At 54.9% G+C, this 15,070-nt stretch carries 12 protein-coding genes; 6 read left to right on the top strand and 6 right to left on the bottom strand.

All coding sequences use genetic code 11. The features are described 5' to 3' along the window. The first annotated feature begins 523 nt into the window (after positions 1-523). The 5 genes from NB069_RS11065 (at position 524) to NB069_RS11045 (ending at position 6,573) form a co-directional block, all read left to right on the top strand. Entirely contained in the window at positions 524-775 is a 252-nt protein-coding gene (locus tag NB069_RS11065) for a helix-turn-helix domain-containing protein (protein ID WP_250589391.1), read from the top strand. A 3-nt stretch (positions 776-778) separates the two neighbouring features. Continuing rightward, positions 779-2,086: a type II toxin-antitoxin system HipA family toxin gene (locus NB069_RS11060; protein WP_250589390.1), complete on the top strand. Its 1,308-nt coding sequence runs from the start codon at positions 779-781 to the stop codon at positions 2,084-2,086. A gap of 105 nt (positions 2,087-2,191) precedes the next feature. Then, positions 2,192-3,253 carry a YncE family protein gene (locus tag NB069_RS11055; RefSeq protein WP_250589389.1) on the top strand — a complete coding sequence of 354 codons (1,062 nt, stop codon included), beginning with the start codon at positions 2,192-2,194 and terminating at the stop codon, positions 3,251-3,253. 10 nt (positions 3,254-3,263) lie between these two features. Continuing rightward, the gene (locus tag NB069_RS11050) at positions 3,264-5,258 is read left to right on the top strand and encodes a TonB-dependent receptor domain-containing protein (RefSeq protein ID WP_250589388.1); all 1,995 of its coding nucleotides are present in this window, start codon (positions 3,264-3,266) and stop codon (positions 5,256-5,258) included. 133 nt (positions 5,259-5,391) lie between these two features. Further along, complete coding sequence (locus NB069_RS11045; RefSeq protein ID WP_250589387.1) at positions 5,392-6,573, top strand: PLP-dependent aminotransferase family protein; 1,182 nt, start codon at positions 5,392-5,394, stop codon at positions 6,571-6,573. A gap of 47 nt (positions 6,574-6,620) precedes the next feature. Here NB069_RS11045 and NB069_RS11040 read toward each other — a convergent pair whose 3' ends face one another. Both NB069_RS11040 and NB069_RS11035 read right to left on the bottom strand, forming a co-directional pair. Continuing rightward, positions 6,621-7,457, bottom strand: coding sequence for an alpha/beta fold hydrolase (locus NB069_RS11040; RefSeq protein WP_250589386.1), 837 nt, complete (start codon positions 7,455-7,457; stop codon positions 6,621-6,623). A gap of 91 nt (positions 7,458-7,548) precedes the next feature. Further along, entirely contained in the window at positions 7,549-8,955 is a 1,407-nt protein-coding gene (locus NB069_RS11035) for an MFS transporter (RefSeq protein ID WP_250589496.1), read from the bottom strand. Between the two features lie 116 nt (positions 8,956-9,071). On the opposite strand from NB069_RS11035, the gene NB069_RS11030 reads away from it, so the two are divergent. Further along, positions 9,072-9,977, top strand: a complete 906-nt coding sequence (locus NB069_RS11030; RefSeq protein WP_250589385.1) for a LysR family transcriptional regulator — start codon at positions 9,072-9,074, stop codon at positions 9,975-9,977. 54 nt (positions 9,978-10,031) lie between these two features. On the opposite strand, the gene NB069_RS11025 is transcribed toward NB069_RS11030, so the two are convergent. The 4 genes from NB069_RS11025 to NB069_RS11010 all read right to left on the bottom strand — a co-directional run bounded on the left by NB069_RS11025 (position 10,032) and on the right by NB069_RS11010 (position 15,028). Further along, positions 10,032-11,012 carry a fimbrial protein gene (locus NB069_RS11025; RefSeq protein ID WP_250589384.1) on the bottom strand — a complete coding sequence of 327 codons (981 nt, stop codon included), beginning with the start codon at positions 11,010-11,012 and terminating at the stop codon, positions 10,032-10,034. Between the two features lie 116 nt (positions 11,013-11,128). After that, on the bottom strand, positions 11,129-13,615 hold the full coding sequence (locus NB069_RS11020) for a fimbria/pilus outer membrane usher protein (RefSeq protein WP_250589383.1): 2,487 nt from the start codon (positions 13,613-13,615) through the stop codon (positions 11,129-11,131). Positions 13,616-13,692: 77 nt separating this feature from the next. Then, complete coding sequence (locus tag NB069_RS11015; protein ID WP_250589382.1) at positions 13,693-14,361, bottom strand: fimbrial biogenesis chaperone; 669 nt, start codon at positions 14,359-14,361, stop codon at positions 13,693-13,695. A 55-nt stretch (positions 14,362-14,416) separates the two neighbouring features. Beyond that, positions 14,417-15,028: a fimbrial protein gene (locus NB069_RS11010; protein ID WP_250589381.1), complete on the bottom strand. Its 612-nt coding sequence runs from the start codon at positions 15,026-15,028 to the stop codon at positions 14,417-14,419. Positions 15,029-15,070 lie beyond the last annotated feature (42 nt).

Raw genomic sequence — 15,070 nt, 5'->3', positions numbered from 1 at the left:
GGCCTTTTTCAGAGTGCTTCGGCTTCGGTTTTTAAAAAGATGAATAAAATCATCGCCTGCTGGTGGCGCTTTTTTTACGCGTCACGCTTCGCTTAAGCGATATTTTATGTGAGGTCACCTGTTAAATAACGGGCTGCCGCCACGCTAGTTTGTGATATATTGCTCGTATTAGTGAGGGGCTATTTCTGATACTTTAGACTTAGTGTTTTAAATATAGAGTAGCGCGCCATATCTGGTTATTGTCATCAGTATCTGCAGCAGGTGAAATATAAATGACTGCATATTAAGTTGCATATGAATACTGTAAAGGAGTAAGTAACACCATTTAGTTACAACATACAATAAGCTTCTTTTATCCTCCTGCCTCAGCATCGTGCTATGCGTTTTGCTTAGCAGAACTAAAGGGCAGGAAAGGCGCTTTTATCCTCTAAAGGGCTTAAATTGAATTTACCCGCTCTAGGGGTTATTCTTGATTTATCCCCTACAGGGGATTTTCTCAGTATATCCGCTATGGGGGATAAGCATGAAAGTGACATCGGCAGGCGCACTGGCACAGGCTGTCCGGGATCAGCGTAAGGTCAATAAGTTAACGCAATCGGAGACCGCTGAACAGGTTGGCATCAAACAAACCACGGTATCGGATTTCGAGAACAGGCCGGAATCTACCAAACTGGAGACGCTGTTTAAAATCCTCTCGGCGCTGGATCTGGAGCTGCATGTGGTCAAAAGAGGCTCCACGCTGCCTGATACCAGTACATGGACGAAGGAGTGGTAAGCGATGCGGGCACAACGTCTGACGGTTGCCATGAACGGCGACATAGTGGGAACGCTGCACCGTGATGGCAGCGGGGCTATGTCTTTTGAGTATGCCCCCGAGTGGCTGGCAGAGCCGGGCGCGCGTGCTATCTCGCTGTCTCTGCCGCTACAGCATGGCAGGATACGCGGGAAGCAGGTCTTCAATTTTTTCAGCAATCTGTTGCCCGATTCAGAGGCAATTATTGCCCGCATGCAGGCCCGTTTTCAGGTTGAAACGGCGCATCCATTTGATCTGCTCGCCAGCGTAGGGCGAGACTGCGTCGGCGCCATCCAGCTCTATCCACCGGGGCTGGACATTCCCCCGGTGATGGATATCGTCGCCGAACCGCTGGATGATAAACAGATAGCGGCGTTACTCGAGGGTTACCAGATGGCGCCGCTCGGGATGACCGAAGAGGATGCCGATTTTCGCATCTCGCTGGCTGGCGCCCAGGAGAAAACGGCGCTGCTGTGGTATCAGAATCGCTGGCAGCGGCCACTGGGTAGTACGCCAACCAGCCATATTTTCAAGCTGCCGATCGGCAGGATAGAGCAGAACAATATCGATCTGAGCGAGAGCTGTGAAAACGAGTGGCTCTGCCTGCGCATTGCGAAAGCTTTTGGATTCCCCGTTGCCCATGCCGAAATGGCGACCTTTCGCCGCAAAAAGGTGCTGATCATCGAGCGCTTCGATCGCCGCTGGGCCCGCAGCGGCTGGCTGATGCGTCTGCCGCAGGAGGATTTTTGTCAGGCGCTGGGCGTCTCACCGGCACTGAAGTATGAATCCCACGGCGGCCCCGGCATCGCCGAGGCCATGAAGCTGCTGCTCGGCTCCCGCCTGGCCGGGCAGGATCGTGAGATGTTCTTTAAAGCGCAGATCCTGTTCTGGATGCTGGCCGCCATCGACGGTCACGGTAAGAATTTCAGCCTGTTTATCGAAGCGGACTCCTCATTTCGCATGGCCCCTTTATACGATGTGATTTCGGCGTTTCCCCTGTTTGAAGCGGGAAGCATCCCGGCCAAAAAAGCGAAGATGGCGATGGCGCTACAGGGCAAAAACCGGCAATACCATTTCGCGATGATCCAGCCGCGCCACTTTATCAGTACCGCTGCGCACGCGGGGTTTTCGCAGGAGACCGCGCTTAAGCTGATGAAAGAGATGGCCAGCCGCACCGGTGACGTCATTGCGACCGTTACGGCGGAACTGCCTGCGGATTTCCCACAGCAGATAAGCGGGGCAATTTTCCGTGGTCTGGCAAGCCAGGCGGCAAAAATAGGGCGGATGGAGTAGAACAGTACAAAAATTGGTAGGGTGGTTGAGTTCATTTGCAATTGTTAATGATAGTTATTTTCATTATCATTTTTCTTTACGTAAGCAACTGTAAAGAAAAATAACATGAATAATGCCTCTGCCGTAATGAACAAAACCCTGTGCGCCCTCGCCATTTCCCTGGCGATGAACACGGGATCGGTATTCGCCAAAGCCTTTACCGAAAAGGATTTCGTCGCTCAGCCGCTTGGCCATGGGGTTTATGAACTGGCCTATGACAAAGGCCAGCAGGCTGTTTATGCTGCCTCTGCGCCTTCATTCGATAAAGACAAAACGGACGGGTTAGTCTTTAAGCTGGCTGCGCCATCGCTGCAAATTAATGCCAGGATCCCGATGGAACGTCGCACGTTTGCCGTCGCGCTGGATGAAGAAAATCATATTCTTTATCTCGGTAACGCGCTGGAAGGCTCAGTGACGCTGCTTGATACGCGTACCGACAAAGCCATCAAAACCCTCCAGCTGAGCGACGATTCCGACCCGGAAAAGAGAGCCCACGTTCGTGAAGTGGTGCTGGATAAGAAGCATCAGCGTCTGTACGTCTCCGGGATAGGGCGTAAGGATAAAGGCTTGCTCTGGGTGGTGGATACGCAGAAGCAGGCGCTTGCCCACACCCTGCAAAAACTGGAGCCGGTCGGTTTTGCGGTGGATGAGGCGGGCGACAAGGTGTATGTCGTGTCCGGCACCGGCGAACTGATTACCCTTGATGGCAAAACCTCGCAGTTGCTGACCCGCGTGAAGGTCGATCCTGCCGATCCGGAACACTATTTCCTGAACATCGCGCTGAACACCGCCAAAGGGGTGGGGTATATCGCGGACACCAACACCAGGGATGTGCTGGTTGTGCAGCTCGACTCCGGCAAGCTGCTCCATCGCGTACCGACCCCTAATTCCGTTGCCGTGCTGTACAACCCGGCGCGGGAAGAGGTCTACGTCACCCATCGCAACGATCGCCAGATTAGCGTGATCGACGCGACCAGCAATTGCCTGAAACACACCATTAAAACGACGGCGATGCCAAACAGCCTGGCGCTGTCTGCCGATGCCAGCACGCTCTATGCCAGCGTCAAGCAGGATGAGAAAGCCAACAAGGCTGACTACGTGCTCAAGATTGATTTAACCCAGTTCTAAGGATCCTGTTGTGATAAAGCAGACACGCATGGCCGTGGCGATTTCGCTCGCCCTGGCTAACCTTCCTGCGGCCGTTTTCGCCGCAGAATCCACCGCCGTTAACGAAGATGAGCTGGTCGTGACCGCGACCGGCTTCAGCCAGGAGCGTCGCGAGGCACCCGCAACCATTTCTGTGGTAAATGAAAAGGAGCTGAATACCCGCTCGAACCAGAACGTCACCGAAGCCCTGCGCGAGATGCCGGGCGTCCTGGTGGGTAACGGCCACGGCAGCCTGGCGACGGGGGATGTCCAGATGCGCGGGATGGACTCCACCTATACCTCCTATATGGTGAACGGCATCAAACAGGCCACCCGTGAATCCCGTCCGTACGGCCACCATATCGGCACCGAAGCGGCCTTTATGCCGCCGCTGGCTGCCATCGAGCGGATAGAAGTGATCCGCGGACCAATGTCCTCGCTGTATGGCTCTGACTCCATCGGCGGCGTGGTCAACGTCATCACTAAAAAAGCCTATAACCTGGATAAATGGACCGGCGTCCTGGAGGATAACTACTTCCTGCAGGAGAAGAGCGAGTACGGCAACACCAACCAGACCAATGCCTTTCTGATGGGCCCGGTGATCCCCGGTAAACTTGGGGTGAGCCTGGCCGCGGATTATCTCGATCGTCGTGACGATGACAGCATCAACGATGAGCGTTTTGTGAAGCATCAGTCCGGAAATCTGGATGCGACGATCTCTATGTCGCCGACCGACACCCAGCTTTGGGATCTGAACGCCACCAAAGGCAATCAGGAAAAGACGCATAACGATAAACAGTGGTACTGGGGCTTTGACCGTGACGCGGCTTCGCTGTCGCAGCACGCCTGGTATGGCGACATACTGGAAGTGAAGAACTTCGTCAGCTATGAAAAAGCGAAGACAGAGTACCGCGTGCCGGGGATGTCATCGCAGTTTATTACCCAGAAGAACTACGAAGCGAACAGCGCCAACACCTTTACGCTGGGCGACCACAAGCTGACGCTGGGCGTGAACTTTACCCGTAACGAGCTGGATGATGAGTTCGGCATTAAGGATAAAGAAGCGCCGGGCGTCACGCCGGTGAGTGAGATTTCACGTAATGGCTGGGCGGTGTTTGCAGAAGACGCATGGATGATTGTGCCGGACTTTACCCTGACCACCTCGGCGCGTCTCGATCACGACAGCTATTTTGGTTACCACGTCACGCCTAAGCTCTACGGCAACTGGACCATTGATGAGAGCTGGGCGCTGAAGGGCGGCGTATCCGCCGGGTATAAGAAACCGGATCTGCGGCAGAATAACGAAGGCTTCACCAGCGTCTATGGCGCGTACCCTTATTCTGAGATCGGCATCGGTAATGACGATCTGAAACCAGAAGAGAGCGTCAACACCGAGCTGGGCCTGTACTGGCAGCAGGACGCGCTGGCGCTGGATGCGACCATCTTCTACACCAAATTCAAGGACAAAATCAGCGACAAGGTGGTTTGTACCGCAACGGATACGCAGCCGTGTACCTACAATGGTTACGTCGCGGATTCCGTCTTCCAGTACTTTAACGTCAGCGACGCTGAGATCTACGGCCTGGAGCTGAACGGCGACTGGCAGGTCACGTCATCATTAAGAGCCAACGCGAACTATACGTATACCCACAGCGAGCAGAAAAGCGGGGATTACAAAGGTTATGCGCTGAGCGATTTCCCGGAAAGCATGGCCAACGTCTCCCTGACCTGGAACGCGGTGAACGACCTCGAGCTGTGGACCAAAGCAAGCTGGCGCAGCACCTCGCCGGACATCGGCAAATCGAGCGAAACGGACGCCTACGCGCTGGTCGACCTGGGGGCGCGTTACCATCTGAACAAGAACGTTACGCTGATGACCGGGATCTATAACCTGTTCGATGCTAACCCGATTTACCGTACCTCCTATAACCAGTCTTCGATGCTGGAAGGCCGTCGCTATAACTTCGGCGCCCGGGTCGAATTCTGATCTTTCTGCCGGAGCCGTCGCGCTCCGGTCTCTTCAATTGTTATTACTGGTTTTTCTGCCGCAGAAAGTGATTATCAAACCCGCCGACATGTGATACTTAAACGGGGATAACACAAACCAGGATAACGAAAAAATGTCGCAGAACAAAATTGCCCACAAAGTACAAAACCTCCAGTCATCAGCCATCAGAGAACTATTAAAACACAGCAAGATGGAAGGGGTGATTTCACTCGGCGGGGGCATTCCTAACCCGGATCTTTTCGATCGTGAAGGGCTGGAAATGGCGATGGAAAAAGTGCTCTCCAGCACCTGGAAAGACGCGTTTCAGTATGGACTGAGCGAGGGCAGCCCGGAGCTGCGCGGAGAAATTTGCCAGCTGCTGAGCGGCCGGGGAATTCGCTGCGGTATTGACGACGTGGTCGTGACCTCCGGCTCCCAACAGTCGCTGGATATTCTGGCGCGGGCGCTGATCAACCCGGGCGATATCGTGGTGGTCGAACGTCCGACCTATCTCGCGGCCCTGCAGGTTCTGCAGTTAGCGGAAGCTAACCTGATGTCGGTGGGTACCGACGGCGAAGGGATGATTGTTGATGAGCTGGAAGCGCTGGTTAAGACCACGCCAGTCAAAGCGGTTTATATCGTCCCGACGTTTGGTAACCCAGGCGGGGTAACGCTGTCAGAGCCGCGCCGTAAGCAGTTAGTGGAATTAGCGCAGCGCTACGATTTCGTCATTATCGAAGACGATCCCTACGGCGAAATCAACTTTACCGACAAGACCTTCACCCCGTTAAAAGCCTGGGCGGCAGAAATGGGCTGCAGCGACAATGTGATTTACACCTCGACGTTCTCAAAAATCCTTGCGCCGGGGGCAAGAGTCGGCTGGTTAGTGCTGCCGGACTGGGTGAAACGCCAGGTTGTCATCCTCAAGCAGGCTACCGACTTACACACCAGCTCCCTGTCGCAATCGCTCACTTATCACTATCTGACGACCGGACGTCTGGCGGGGCAAATCGCGTTGATCCGTGATGCCTATAAGCATAAGTGCGAGATCCTCTGTCAGGCAGTTGAAGGCGAGCTGGGCGATCATCTGACGTTCCACAAGCCGATGGGCGGTATGTTCCTGTGGGCGAAATTTAAATATGAGATGAACACCACCGAGTGGCTGAAAAAGACGCTCAACAACGGTGTGGTCTATGTGCCAGGCGAGTTCTTCTACTGCAACGAACCGGATCATGCCACGCTGCGCATGTCTTACGTCAGCGTGACGGATGAAAACCTGAAAGAGGCCGTCGCACGGTTGAAAGCCTCCTTATAAAGAGCACTGAAATAAAACGGGTGGCACCAGCCACCCGTTTTACTTATTCAGCTGCGAATAAATTCCAGCAGGTCTTTGTTGATCGTATCAGGGTGCGTGGTGTGCATCCCGTGTGGGTAGCCCGGATAGACTTTAAGCGTGCTGTTGCTGATAAGCTCATCCTGAAGCAGGCTGGCGTTCTTGTAAGGCACCACCTGATCGTCATCGCCCTGCAAAATCAGTACCGGCACGGTGATCGCTTTCAGATCCTCGGTCTGATCGGTTTCTGAAAAGGCTTTGATGCCCTCATAGTGCGCTTTCGCGCTGCCAATCATCCCTTGTCGCCACCAGTTCTGGATGGTTCCCTGGGATATTTCTGCCCCGGTCCGGTTAAAACCGTAGAACGGGCCGGTTGCGACATCGAGATAGAATTGCGCCCGGTTTGCGGCCAGCGCTTTGCGGAATCCATCGAACACCTCTATCGGCGTACCGCCCGGATTATCCGGGGTTTTCACCATCAAAGGCGGTACGGCGCTGATTAACACTGCTTTAGCCACGCGGCCCTGGGGTTGTCCGTATTTCGCCACATAGCGTGCAACCTGTCCGCCGCCGGTGGAGTGGCCGACATGCACCACATTCTGCAAATCCAGATGTTCAACGACGGCAGAAACATCCGCGGCATAATGATCCATATCGTGCCCGTCGCTGACCTGGCTTGAACGGCCATGACCACGACGGTCGGTGGCGATAACGCGGAACCCTTCAGCCAAAAAGAACAACATCTGGTTATCCCAGTCGTCAGCGCTTAATGGCCAGCCGTGGTGGAAGAAGATAGGTTGTGCATCTTTGGGACCCCAATCTTTATAGAAGATACTGACATCATCTTTGGTGGTGACAAATGACATGGTAGACCTCTCGGGGAGTAAAAGAACCTGAGTGAAGTGGGCTGAGTCACAGGTGAAGACGTACAGCCGCTAAGAAGTCTAGTTGAGATGGTTACCGATTGCCTCCCGGAGAGAGGGCCAGGGTTTTGCGCAGCCGACTCAGGCTAAATACCCCCGACGCGACAGACGCCGCAACCGCCACCCACAGGGCAAAATGAATGGCCCCTTCATTTAACGCCTGGCCGGTCTCAGGGGAGAGGATAGTCAGCAGGATCCCCACCACGGCGGCGCCCAGACACTGCCCGAAAGTTCGCGCAACAGACAATATTCCCGAGGCATAGCTTGCGTACTCGCGAGAAACATTCGCCAGCATCTCCCGGTTATTGGGGCTCTGAAAACAGCCAAATCCGATGCCGCACACCAGACTGCGCAGGCAGATATCCCAGACAGAAGGCGCGGCGGGCAGCATTGCCAACAGGATCAACCCCAGGACAAAAATAGCCAGCCCGAGGGTGGAGATCAGCGGCGCAGAGATCCTGTCCGCCCATCGGCCCGCATGAGGCGCAATCAGCACGATGCCGAGCGGCCACGGGATAAACAGCAGGGCGGAAACAACGGGGCTGTAGCCATACACGCTCTGGAACAGAAAAGGCAGGGCGATAAACGTAATACCCTGGCTGACAAACGAAGCCAACGAGGTTAATGCCGCGAGGGTAAAACGGCCGTTTGTGAACATGACGGGCGGCAGCAACGGCGCCCGGGCACGGCGGATATGCCAGATAAACAGAACCGCACTGACCAGCGCCACAAGCCCCCAGCAGGCAGCCATCAGATGAAGACTGTTTGCCGCCATAATCGTTGAGCCTAACAGCACCGCCGAGAGCACCGCGCCGGGGGCGTCGAACGCCGCGTTTTCGGAGGTTGATTTTCCGGGTAATGCCTTGCCAGCCAGCACCAGCGCGAAGGATCCGGGAATGATGTTAATCGCAAACAGCCACTGCCAGCTCAGGGTGTCCAGTATCGTGCCTCCCAGCACGGGCGCAATGGCGGTACTGGAGGCAATAAGCAGGGCATGCAGACCCAGCACGCGACCGAGCAGGCGTCCCGGAAAAACAGAACGCAGGATCGCCGGGGCAATACTCAACGTAGCCGCGCCGCCGATCCCCTGCAGGATACGCATTGCCGTAAGCATTTCCGGGGTTTGCGCCAGCGCGCAGCCAAGGGATGTCAGCGTAAACGTCGTAAGCCCGGCCAGAAAAATGGGGCGAGTGCCAAACAGGGCGGCAAGCGAGGCGAATATCATCAGGGTCGTTGCTGCGGAGAGCAGATAGCCGTTGGCGAACCAGACCGCGTAGCTGGCAGGCACGTGCATCGCCTGCGCCATGGACGGCAGAGCAATATTGATCATGGCACCATCGAAGACGCCCATCAGCGTGGTCATCATAACGGCGATCATCACCCGGGCGCGCTCCGGGCCCGGCAGCCCGTCATCACCAGGTTGGTTTGAAAACAGTGTCATCATTTTGACTCCAGAGGTCGGTTTTGATGACGAAACTATAAGCACGCGGTATATAAGGCGGAAGACGCATGGGTTACACTTAATCATTGCACGTAACGCCTTATCTGAGGTTCAACATGTCCGATCCCGATTTTAACCTGCTGGTTGCACTCGACATCCTGCTGGCAGAAGCCAGCGTGGCGGGGGCCGCACGTCGCTTAAACCTGAGCACATCCGCCATGAGCCGCACGCTCAGCCGCCTGAGAGAAGTGACGGGCGATCCGCTTCTGGTGCGGGCCGGACGTAATATGGTGCTGACCCCCTGGGCGGAAGCCTCCCGGGCGCGCGTGAGAAATGCCGTTCAGGAGGCAAGGGCGGTGCTGCAGCCTTCAATGGAAACGTTGCAGGTGGAGAAACTGGCGCGGCTTTTTACCATCAGAGCCAACGACGGGTTTGTCGTCGCGTTTGGCCCGGCGCTGATTGCTGCCGTGGCCGAAGCGGCGCCCGACGTATGTCTCCGCTTTGCGCCTAAGCCGGAAAAAACATCACGCTATCTGCGTGAGGGGCTGGTTGATCTGGAAATTGGCGTTCAGGGCAATATGGGGCCGGAAATTCGTCTGCAGCGACTTTTTCAGGACAGGTTTGTGGGTGCCGTGCGTAAGACGCATCCCCTGGCATCACTGCCGCACATCGGCATAAAGGATTATGCTGCCTGGGGCCATGTGGTGGCCGCGCCCGACGGTTCGTTACAGGGGTTTGTGGATGATGCACTGGCGGAGTCGGGCCTGACGCGAAAAGTGGCGAGCGTGGTACCGGGTTTCCCCACGGCATTATCCGTGGCGCTGGCATCAGATTTTATCGCCATGGTCCCGGCGCTCTATTTGCTCAATCAGCAGATGACGGAGCAACTGCATGTGTTTGAGCTGCCGTTTAAAACCCGAAGCATCACGGTGTCCCAGATGTGGCATCCGAGAATGGAAAAAGATCCGGGGCATCGATGGCTGAGAGAGAAAGTGCTCGAGGTGTGTCGGGACGTGCGTTGAGGCTCAGTAATACAGACCCCGAGAAGATGCGCTCAGGGTCTGATTTCCCTTTCGTCAGTTATAGATCAGGCTAAAGGTCGCCAGACTGTCGGCTTGCCCGGCGGTAACCTTCGGCGCGGTGCGAACATACTGGGCATCATAATTCAGACTGAACCGGGTCTGGTTAGTACTGTTCGCAAAGGCTTCAACGCCGGTGCTGTTAAGCGGCACTGCCTTACCCTGTGCGGAGCCATAGCTGTCGCCGTAAAGAATACGGATACCCACGCCGGTGGCTGCCGCGTCCTGCTGACTCAGGGTAAAGACATCATTATTCGCCCCGTCTTTTTCAGTTGGCCCAAAAAAGCCTATCTTCACGGCGTTGGTTTGGGTCGATTCGCAGGAAAGGTGGATCGTAAAGCGATGCTTTTCCCCATCGATGTCGTTATTGAGATCGCTGACGCTGGTCTGTCCCATATCGACGCTAATGTTGGCATCAGTGATGTAACAGCTCGATTTATGCACTTTCAGGTCGGTTGCAGCCACATCTACAGTCACACCCGCCTCGGATATCACGGCTCCGCTGGCATCTTCCAGAATCAGTTTTCCCGCCCTGATTTGCCCGCTGTTCGGCTGTTCGTAGGTAATTTCCGGCGCGGTTTTATAGAACACCACGAAGAACTGCGTGGCCATTTGCGAAGGATCATTCGTACTGCACACCGCCACGCTGTCATCACCCGCCGCGATATAGTGGACGGGCTGGCCCGCGCAGTGGGTGGTTTCCCTGACGCCGACAGCAAACCCTACGCCGGGAATATCGGGGACATCATAAACGGAGGCCGGGGCGCCTGTCCCGTTAGGCGCTACGCCGCTCACACCAGAGACGGTTAAGCCGCTGTCTGCGACAAAACGCATGGTGACCGGGCCCGTGCCTTCAGCACAGTTGTAAAATGAGCGGTTTTCCTGCCCCAGTATCGCACCGGACAGCATTGAGCCCGGCGCGAGGGAGGGATTATCCGTAATGGAGTAATTCTGGAAGTTGATCACCGCATCGTTCATCGTTGGGGGGCACGTCTGTCCTGCAACGGCCTGAAAGGGAAAAGATAAAATGCAGCTGGCCAGAACCGTTATTACCCGAAGTATCCTTGTCATTTTTTTTACCTGATCCTCTGTCTTTAATTGCATTTTGCCGCCAGCAGCCTGACGGGGCTAAATTCGGTTGCCGCAGGCAAGGTAATGGGCGCCGAGCAATGGATTGCCTGCCCCTGCAGACGCCAGCTGGCATGGAGCACCCCGTTTAGCGGTACGCCGCTGAGATAGACCTGTCCGCCGTCACCCACGATCCCTGTACTGGATGCCGCCTCGTTCGCACCGGTAACAAAGGCGTTGGCACCAAACGGGAGGGGGCGACCCTGATAAGTGAGCGTAATCAGGGTCCTCACGCCTACGTGGGCGTGGTAATTCGCCAGCACCACCGCGCCGCTGGTAGGGATGACCGTCTGGCTGTTTTGCTCAAGATCAACCTCATCCGCCAGGGTTTCGGTATCCAGTGAAAGCGTATTCTTGTGGTAAGCCGAGAGGGTCGGCATGACGGCGTAGCCGCGGAAATCGGTGTGAACATTGGTGGCCCCTTCAATCTGCACCTGCGGTGCGCCCTCTGCGCGGATCAGACCAATGGTGTCTCCAAGGCTTTGGCTCAGCGTCACGCCATATTGCGTCGCCACAATGCCACCGGCCGCACCGTAGTTGAGACGATCGTTATAGCGATCGTGGCTATAACCAAGGCTGGCGCTGCCCGAGCCGCCATGCCAGGCCAGCGCCAGATTGCTGTTTGCAACATGGGCCTGATTGTCAAAACCTTGCTGAATGTTGTAGCTGAGCTGATCATGTGCAAGCGCCGTTCCGTAAAGGGAAACCTGTTGCGTGGTGTGGCCATTAAGATTGTTGTTAAGGCTGTAACTGATGGTACCGCCAGGCAACCAGCGACTGAGCGGAATACTCACGCTCAGGTTAAGCGAACGTTCGTTATCGCTGTCATCTGAACGTGAGCGGGTGAGGTAGTATCCCAGGCTCCAGGAGATGCCCTTATAGCTGGCGTAGTATCCCACATGCACGGTCTTGTCTACGGCAGATGCATCCCAGTATTTCTGCCGGTAAAACGATGCGCTGATGTTGCCCCAGCCACCGAAATCTTGCGTCAGGCTGAGCTCGGTACGGTTTCGGCGGTTTTCAACGTGCTGATCGGGATCCCGATAATCATTCGCTTCGCTAAAACTGTAAAAATCGCGGGTTGTGTAGTGGTTACTGGACAGATCGAGGGAGGTATCTGTCGTCGCAAAATTTTTATGGTACTGGGCGCGTAACTGTTGACCCTGAGCTTGTCTGTTATCCGTCAGCTGTGCGCGGGCAGCAAGGGTATCAATACCCACTGCACCCAGTTGGCCAAAATCCTTGCCGACACCTATGGCCAGCGCCTGATAATGGTTGGATAACTGCGCCCCACCGTAAAGCGTGAGGCTTGAGGCCAGGCCATAGAAAGCAGAGGCCTGGACAAAGCTGGGCGTATCGCCATCCGCGTCCGGGCTGGTAAATTTACCGGCACTGGCGCTGAATTTAACGCGTCCTTTCCGCAACATAAAAGGCACAGAAGACCAGGGTTGGGTGAACTTTCGCTCGCTACCGTCGCTCTCGCGAATAGTGACGTCGAGATCGCCACTCTGGGCGGTGGGGAACAGGTCGTTGATGACAAACGGCCCGGGCGCAACATAGGTTTCATAGATGATGTAACCGTGCTGACGCACGCTGATGCGCGCATTGCTGTGGGCGATGCCGCGGATAGTAGGCGCAAAACCGCGCTCGCTGTCGGGAAGCATATTTTCATCAGAGGCCAGCTGCATCCCGGTGAACTGAAAACTGTCGAAGACGTCGCCGGAGGTATATCCGTCCCCCAGCATCAGCTCACTTTTCCAGCGTTTAATCGCGCGTTTGACCGATGTCCCCTGGGTTTGCCAGTGATGATCAGAGCCGTATTCAACCGAAGAGGCATTGCGTACGCGCCACGGGCCAAGGTTAAAACCGGAACGGAGGCTCAGAAAATTGTCACTGTCGTGAATGTTGTTGATATGGGTTGTCGAACCCGTCAGGTTGTAATCGATAAAGGCGGCAGGGATGCCATCATCCCACTGCTCCGGAGGGATAAACCCCCGGCTTTTTTGCCGCATTGCCGCCTGCGGAATGCTGAAGTCCAGGCGGTTTTCGGCGAAATCGAACTTTACAGACGCATCGGGGATGAATTGTCCTGGGTCGGAAAACGTATCCCCTTCGTGCAGAGCCTGAAACCCCGGAAATGCCCCGGTGTTCACCCCCAGTCTGGCCAGGTAGCCCGCATTCAGCACCGGCAGCAGCTGTGCGTCCTGTTGTATAAACTCCAGCTCGCGTTCATCGACCTGGGTCTGGTTAACGAAAACCGTGACTTTATAGCGTCCGGGCTTTTGCCCGCCTTGCCGGGAAAACCAGGTCAGGTCACTTGTTTGCTGCTGCCCGGACGTGATCTCTAATGCATTCGGATCAAAATAGTCATCCGCCTGCGCGTTGCGCATGCTGCAGTAGAACGTCAGCACCCCGGTAACAAAAACCAGGTTGAATCGGACGGTGCGACTCATGGAGAAGGTTTTCATCAGCTGGAGTGCGCTAAATGTAACGGTATAAGAAGAGAAGGCTAACCTTCATCGAAGGGATATCAGGACTGGGTGGCAAGGCGCGTCAGCCCACCAAAATCGTTGATCGCTTGCCAGCTAATCGCCCCAGAACAGGCGGTGTTCCAGCTACGATCTGCATACGGCGCAACCATGCCAGGTTCTTTTAACTCTTTGTTACCAACCCTGACCTCATAAAAGGAGACGAACCATGGCGAAGGGTTGTGTACGGTCAGTCTGTTTCCGGAGCAGGTAAAATTGAGTTTTTTATAGGCCTGGCCTGGATCACCTTTTAAGCCAGATGGGCGATAAAAGATTTTGAATTTTGATTTCACATTAATCTGCAGTTTATTGCTGTTTGCTTTTTTAGTCGGCGCAATATTCTTGACGTTGAGCCAGAAAACGGACTCACGGTCAGCAGGCAAGGGGGTGCCCAGATAGCTAATCCGCAGGGTATTTTTTTGCTCAGCATCAAGGCGAAATAAGGTTGGCGTCACAACAAACGGCGGTGCTGATTTATCGGCGCTGTCATAGTTTTCAATCCAGGACTGGATTAAATAGGGGGTCTCTTTTTCCATGTTGGTAATTGAAAAGGCAACTTCCCGCTGCCCTTGAGGGTAAACAACACGCGTTCCGCCCATGACCACGCCGGCATGGGCGGGAAGGCCATATCCCAGGGATAAAAACAGTATCGCCAGTGTTTTCTTATTCATGTTGACTCCCATCATAATTAAATAAGCAGAGCGATCTCTGCTTATTTAAAAAATATCAGTTATAAACCATCAGGAAGTTTGCATCCGCATCCGCTTTTCCAGTGGTGACGTTATCCGCGGTGGCGTTATAGTTGGCGTAGAAATTCAGCGTGGTGGAGTCTTCCCCTTCAGCAAGTACAACCTCTTTAGAGATATCGCCAATCTTAATTTGCGTATTACGATCGCTTTCATACAGTTTAACGGCCACGCCTGTCGCGGTATTCCCGTCGCTGTCTACGGCGGAATTCAGGCCCAGCAGCGCATTGTCTGTCGTGTCTTTGGTGCCATCAAACAGCACGGCAACGGATTTGACCGAGTCCGGACAGCCCTCAACCGAAATATGGAAAGGGGTGCGGGTGGTCTCTTTTTGTGATGCAAAGTACGAGGCTGCCCATGTGCCCAAATCGACAGTCTGACCCGCGGTATCCGTGCTGACGTTACAGGAAGCATCAGTGATTTTCCCGGTAAAATGAACCACGCCGCCGGTGCCCTGGGTCCCGGCATCCGTGCCCGCATTGGTATTCATGCCGTTATCATTATTCCCTGACGGAAGTGCAGCCATCGCACCTGCACTGGCCATCATTAACGTTGAGACGGTTACTGCCAGAATATTTTTTTTATTAATCATGCCCAATTTTCCCTTTTTCTGAAACGGTTTAGTTTGCAGCAA

Origin of the sequence: Leclercia adecarboxylata (assembly GCF_023639785.1) — a bacterium.
Classification (GTDB): Bacteria; Pseudomonadota; Gammaproteobacteria; order Enterobacterales; family Enterobacteriaceae; genus Enterobacter; species Enterobacter adecarboxylatus_D.
This window is presented reverse-complemented; position numbering and strand designations above follow the sequence as displayed.

What these genes read in the sequence shown, in the direction of transcription:
- NB069_RS11065 (WP_250589391.1), top strand. Translation starts at nt 524, where the DNA reads ATGAAAGTGACATCGGCAGGCGCACTGGCACAGGCTGTCCGGGATCAG.
- NB069_RS11010 (WP_250589381.1), bottom strand. Translation starts at nt 15,028, where the DNA reads ATGATTAATAAAAAAAATATTCTGGCAGTAACCGTCTCAACGTTAATG.
- NB069_RS11030 (WP_250589385.1), top strand. Translation starts at nt 9,072, where the DNA reads ATGTCCGATCCCGATTTTAACCTGCTGGTTGCACTCGACATCCTGCTG.
- NB069_RS11040 (WP_250589386.1), bottom strand. Translation starts at nt 7,457, where the DNA reads ATGTCATTTGTCACCACCAAAGATGATGTCAGTATCTTCTATAAAGAT.
- NB069_RS11045 (WP_250589387.1), top strand. Translation starts at nt 5,392, where the DNA reads ATGTCGCAGAACAAAATTGCCCACAAAGTACAAAACCTCCAGTCATCA.
- NB069_RS11055 (WP_250589389.1), top strand. Translation starts at nt 2,192, where the DNA reads ATGAATAATGCCTCTGCCGTAATGAACAAAACCCTGTGCGCCCTCGCC.
- NB069_RS11035 (WP_250589496.1), bottom strand. Translation starts at nt 8,955, where the DNA reads ATGACACTGTTTTCAAACCAACCTGGTGATGACGGGCTGCCGGGCCCG.
- NB069_RS11060 (WP_250589390.1), top strand. Translation starts at nt 779, where the DNA reads ATGCGGGCACAACGTCTGACGGTTGCCATGAACGGCGACATAGTGGGA.
- NB069_RS11015 (WP_250589382.1), bottom strand. Translation starts at nt 14,361, where the DNA reads ATGAATAAGAAAACACTGGCGATACTGTTTTTATCCCTGGGATATGGC.
- NB069_RS11020 (WP_250589383.1), bottom strand. Translation starts at nt 13,615, where the DNA reads ATGAGTCGCACCGTCCGATTCAACCTGGTTTTTGTTACCGGGGTGCTG.
- NB069_RS11025 (WP_250589384.1), bottom strand. Translation starts at nt 11,012, where the DNA reads ATGAACGATGCGGTGATCAACTTCCAGAATTACTCCATTACGGATAAT.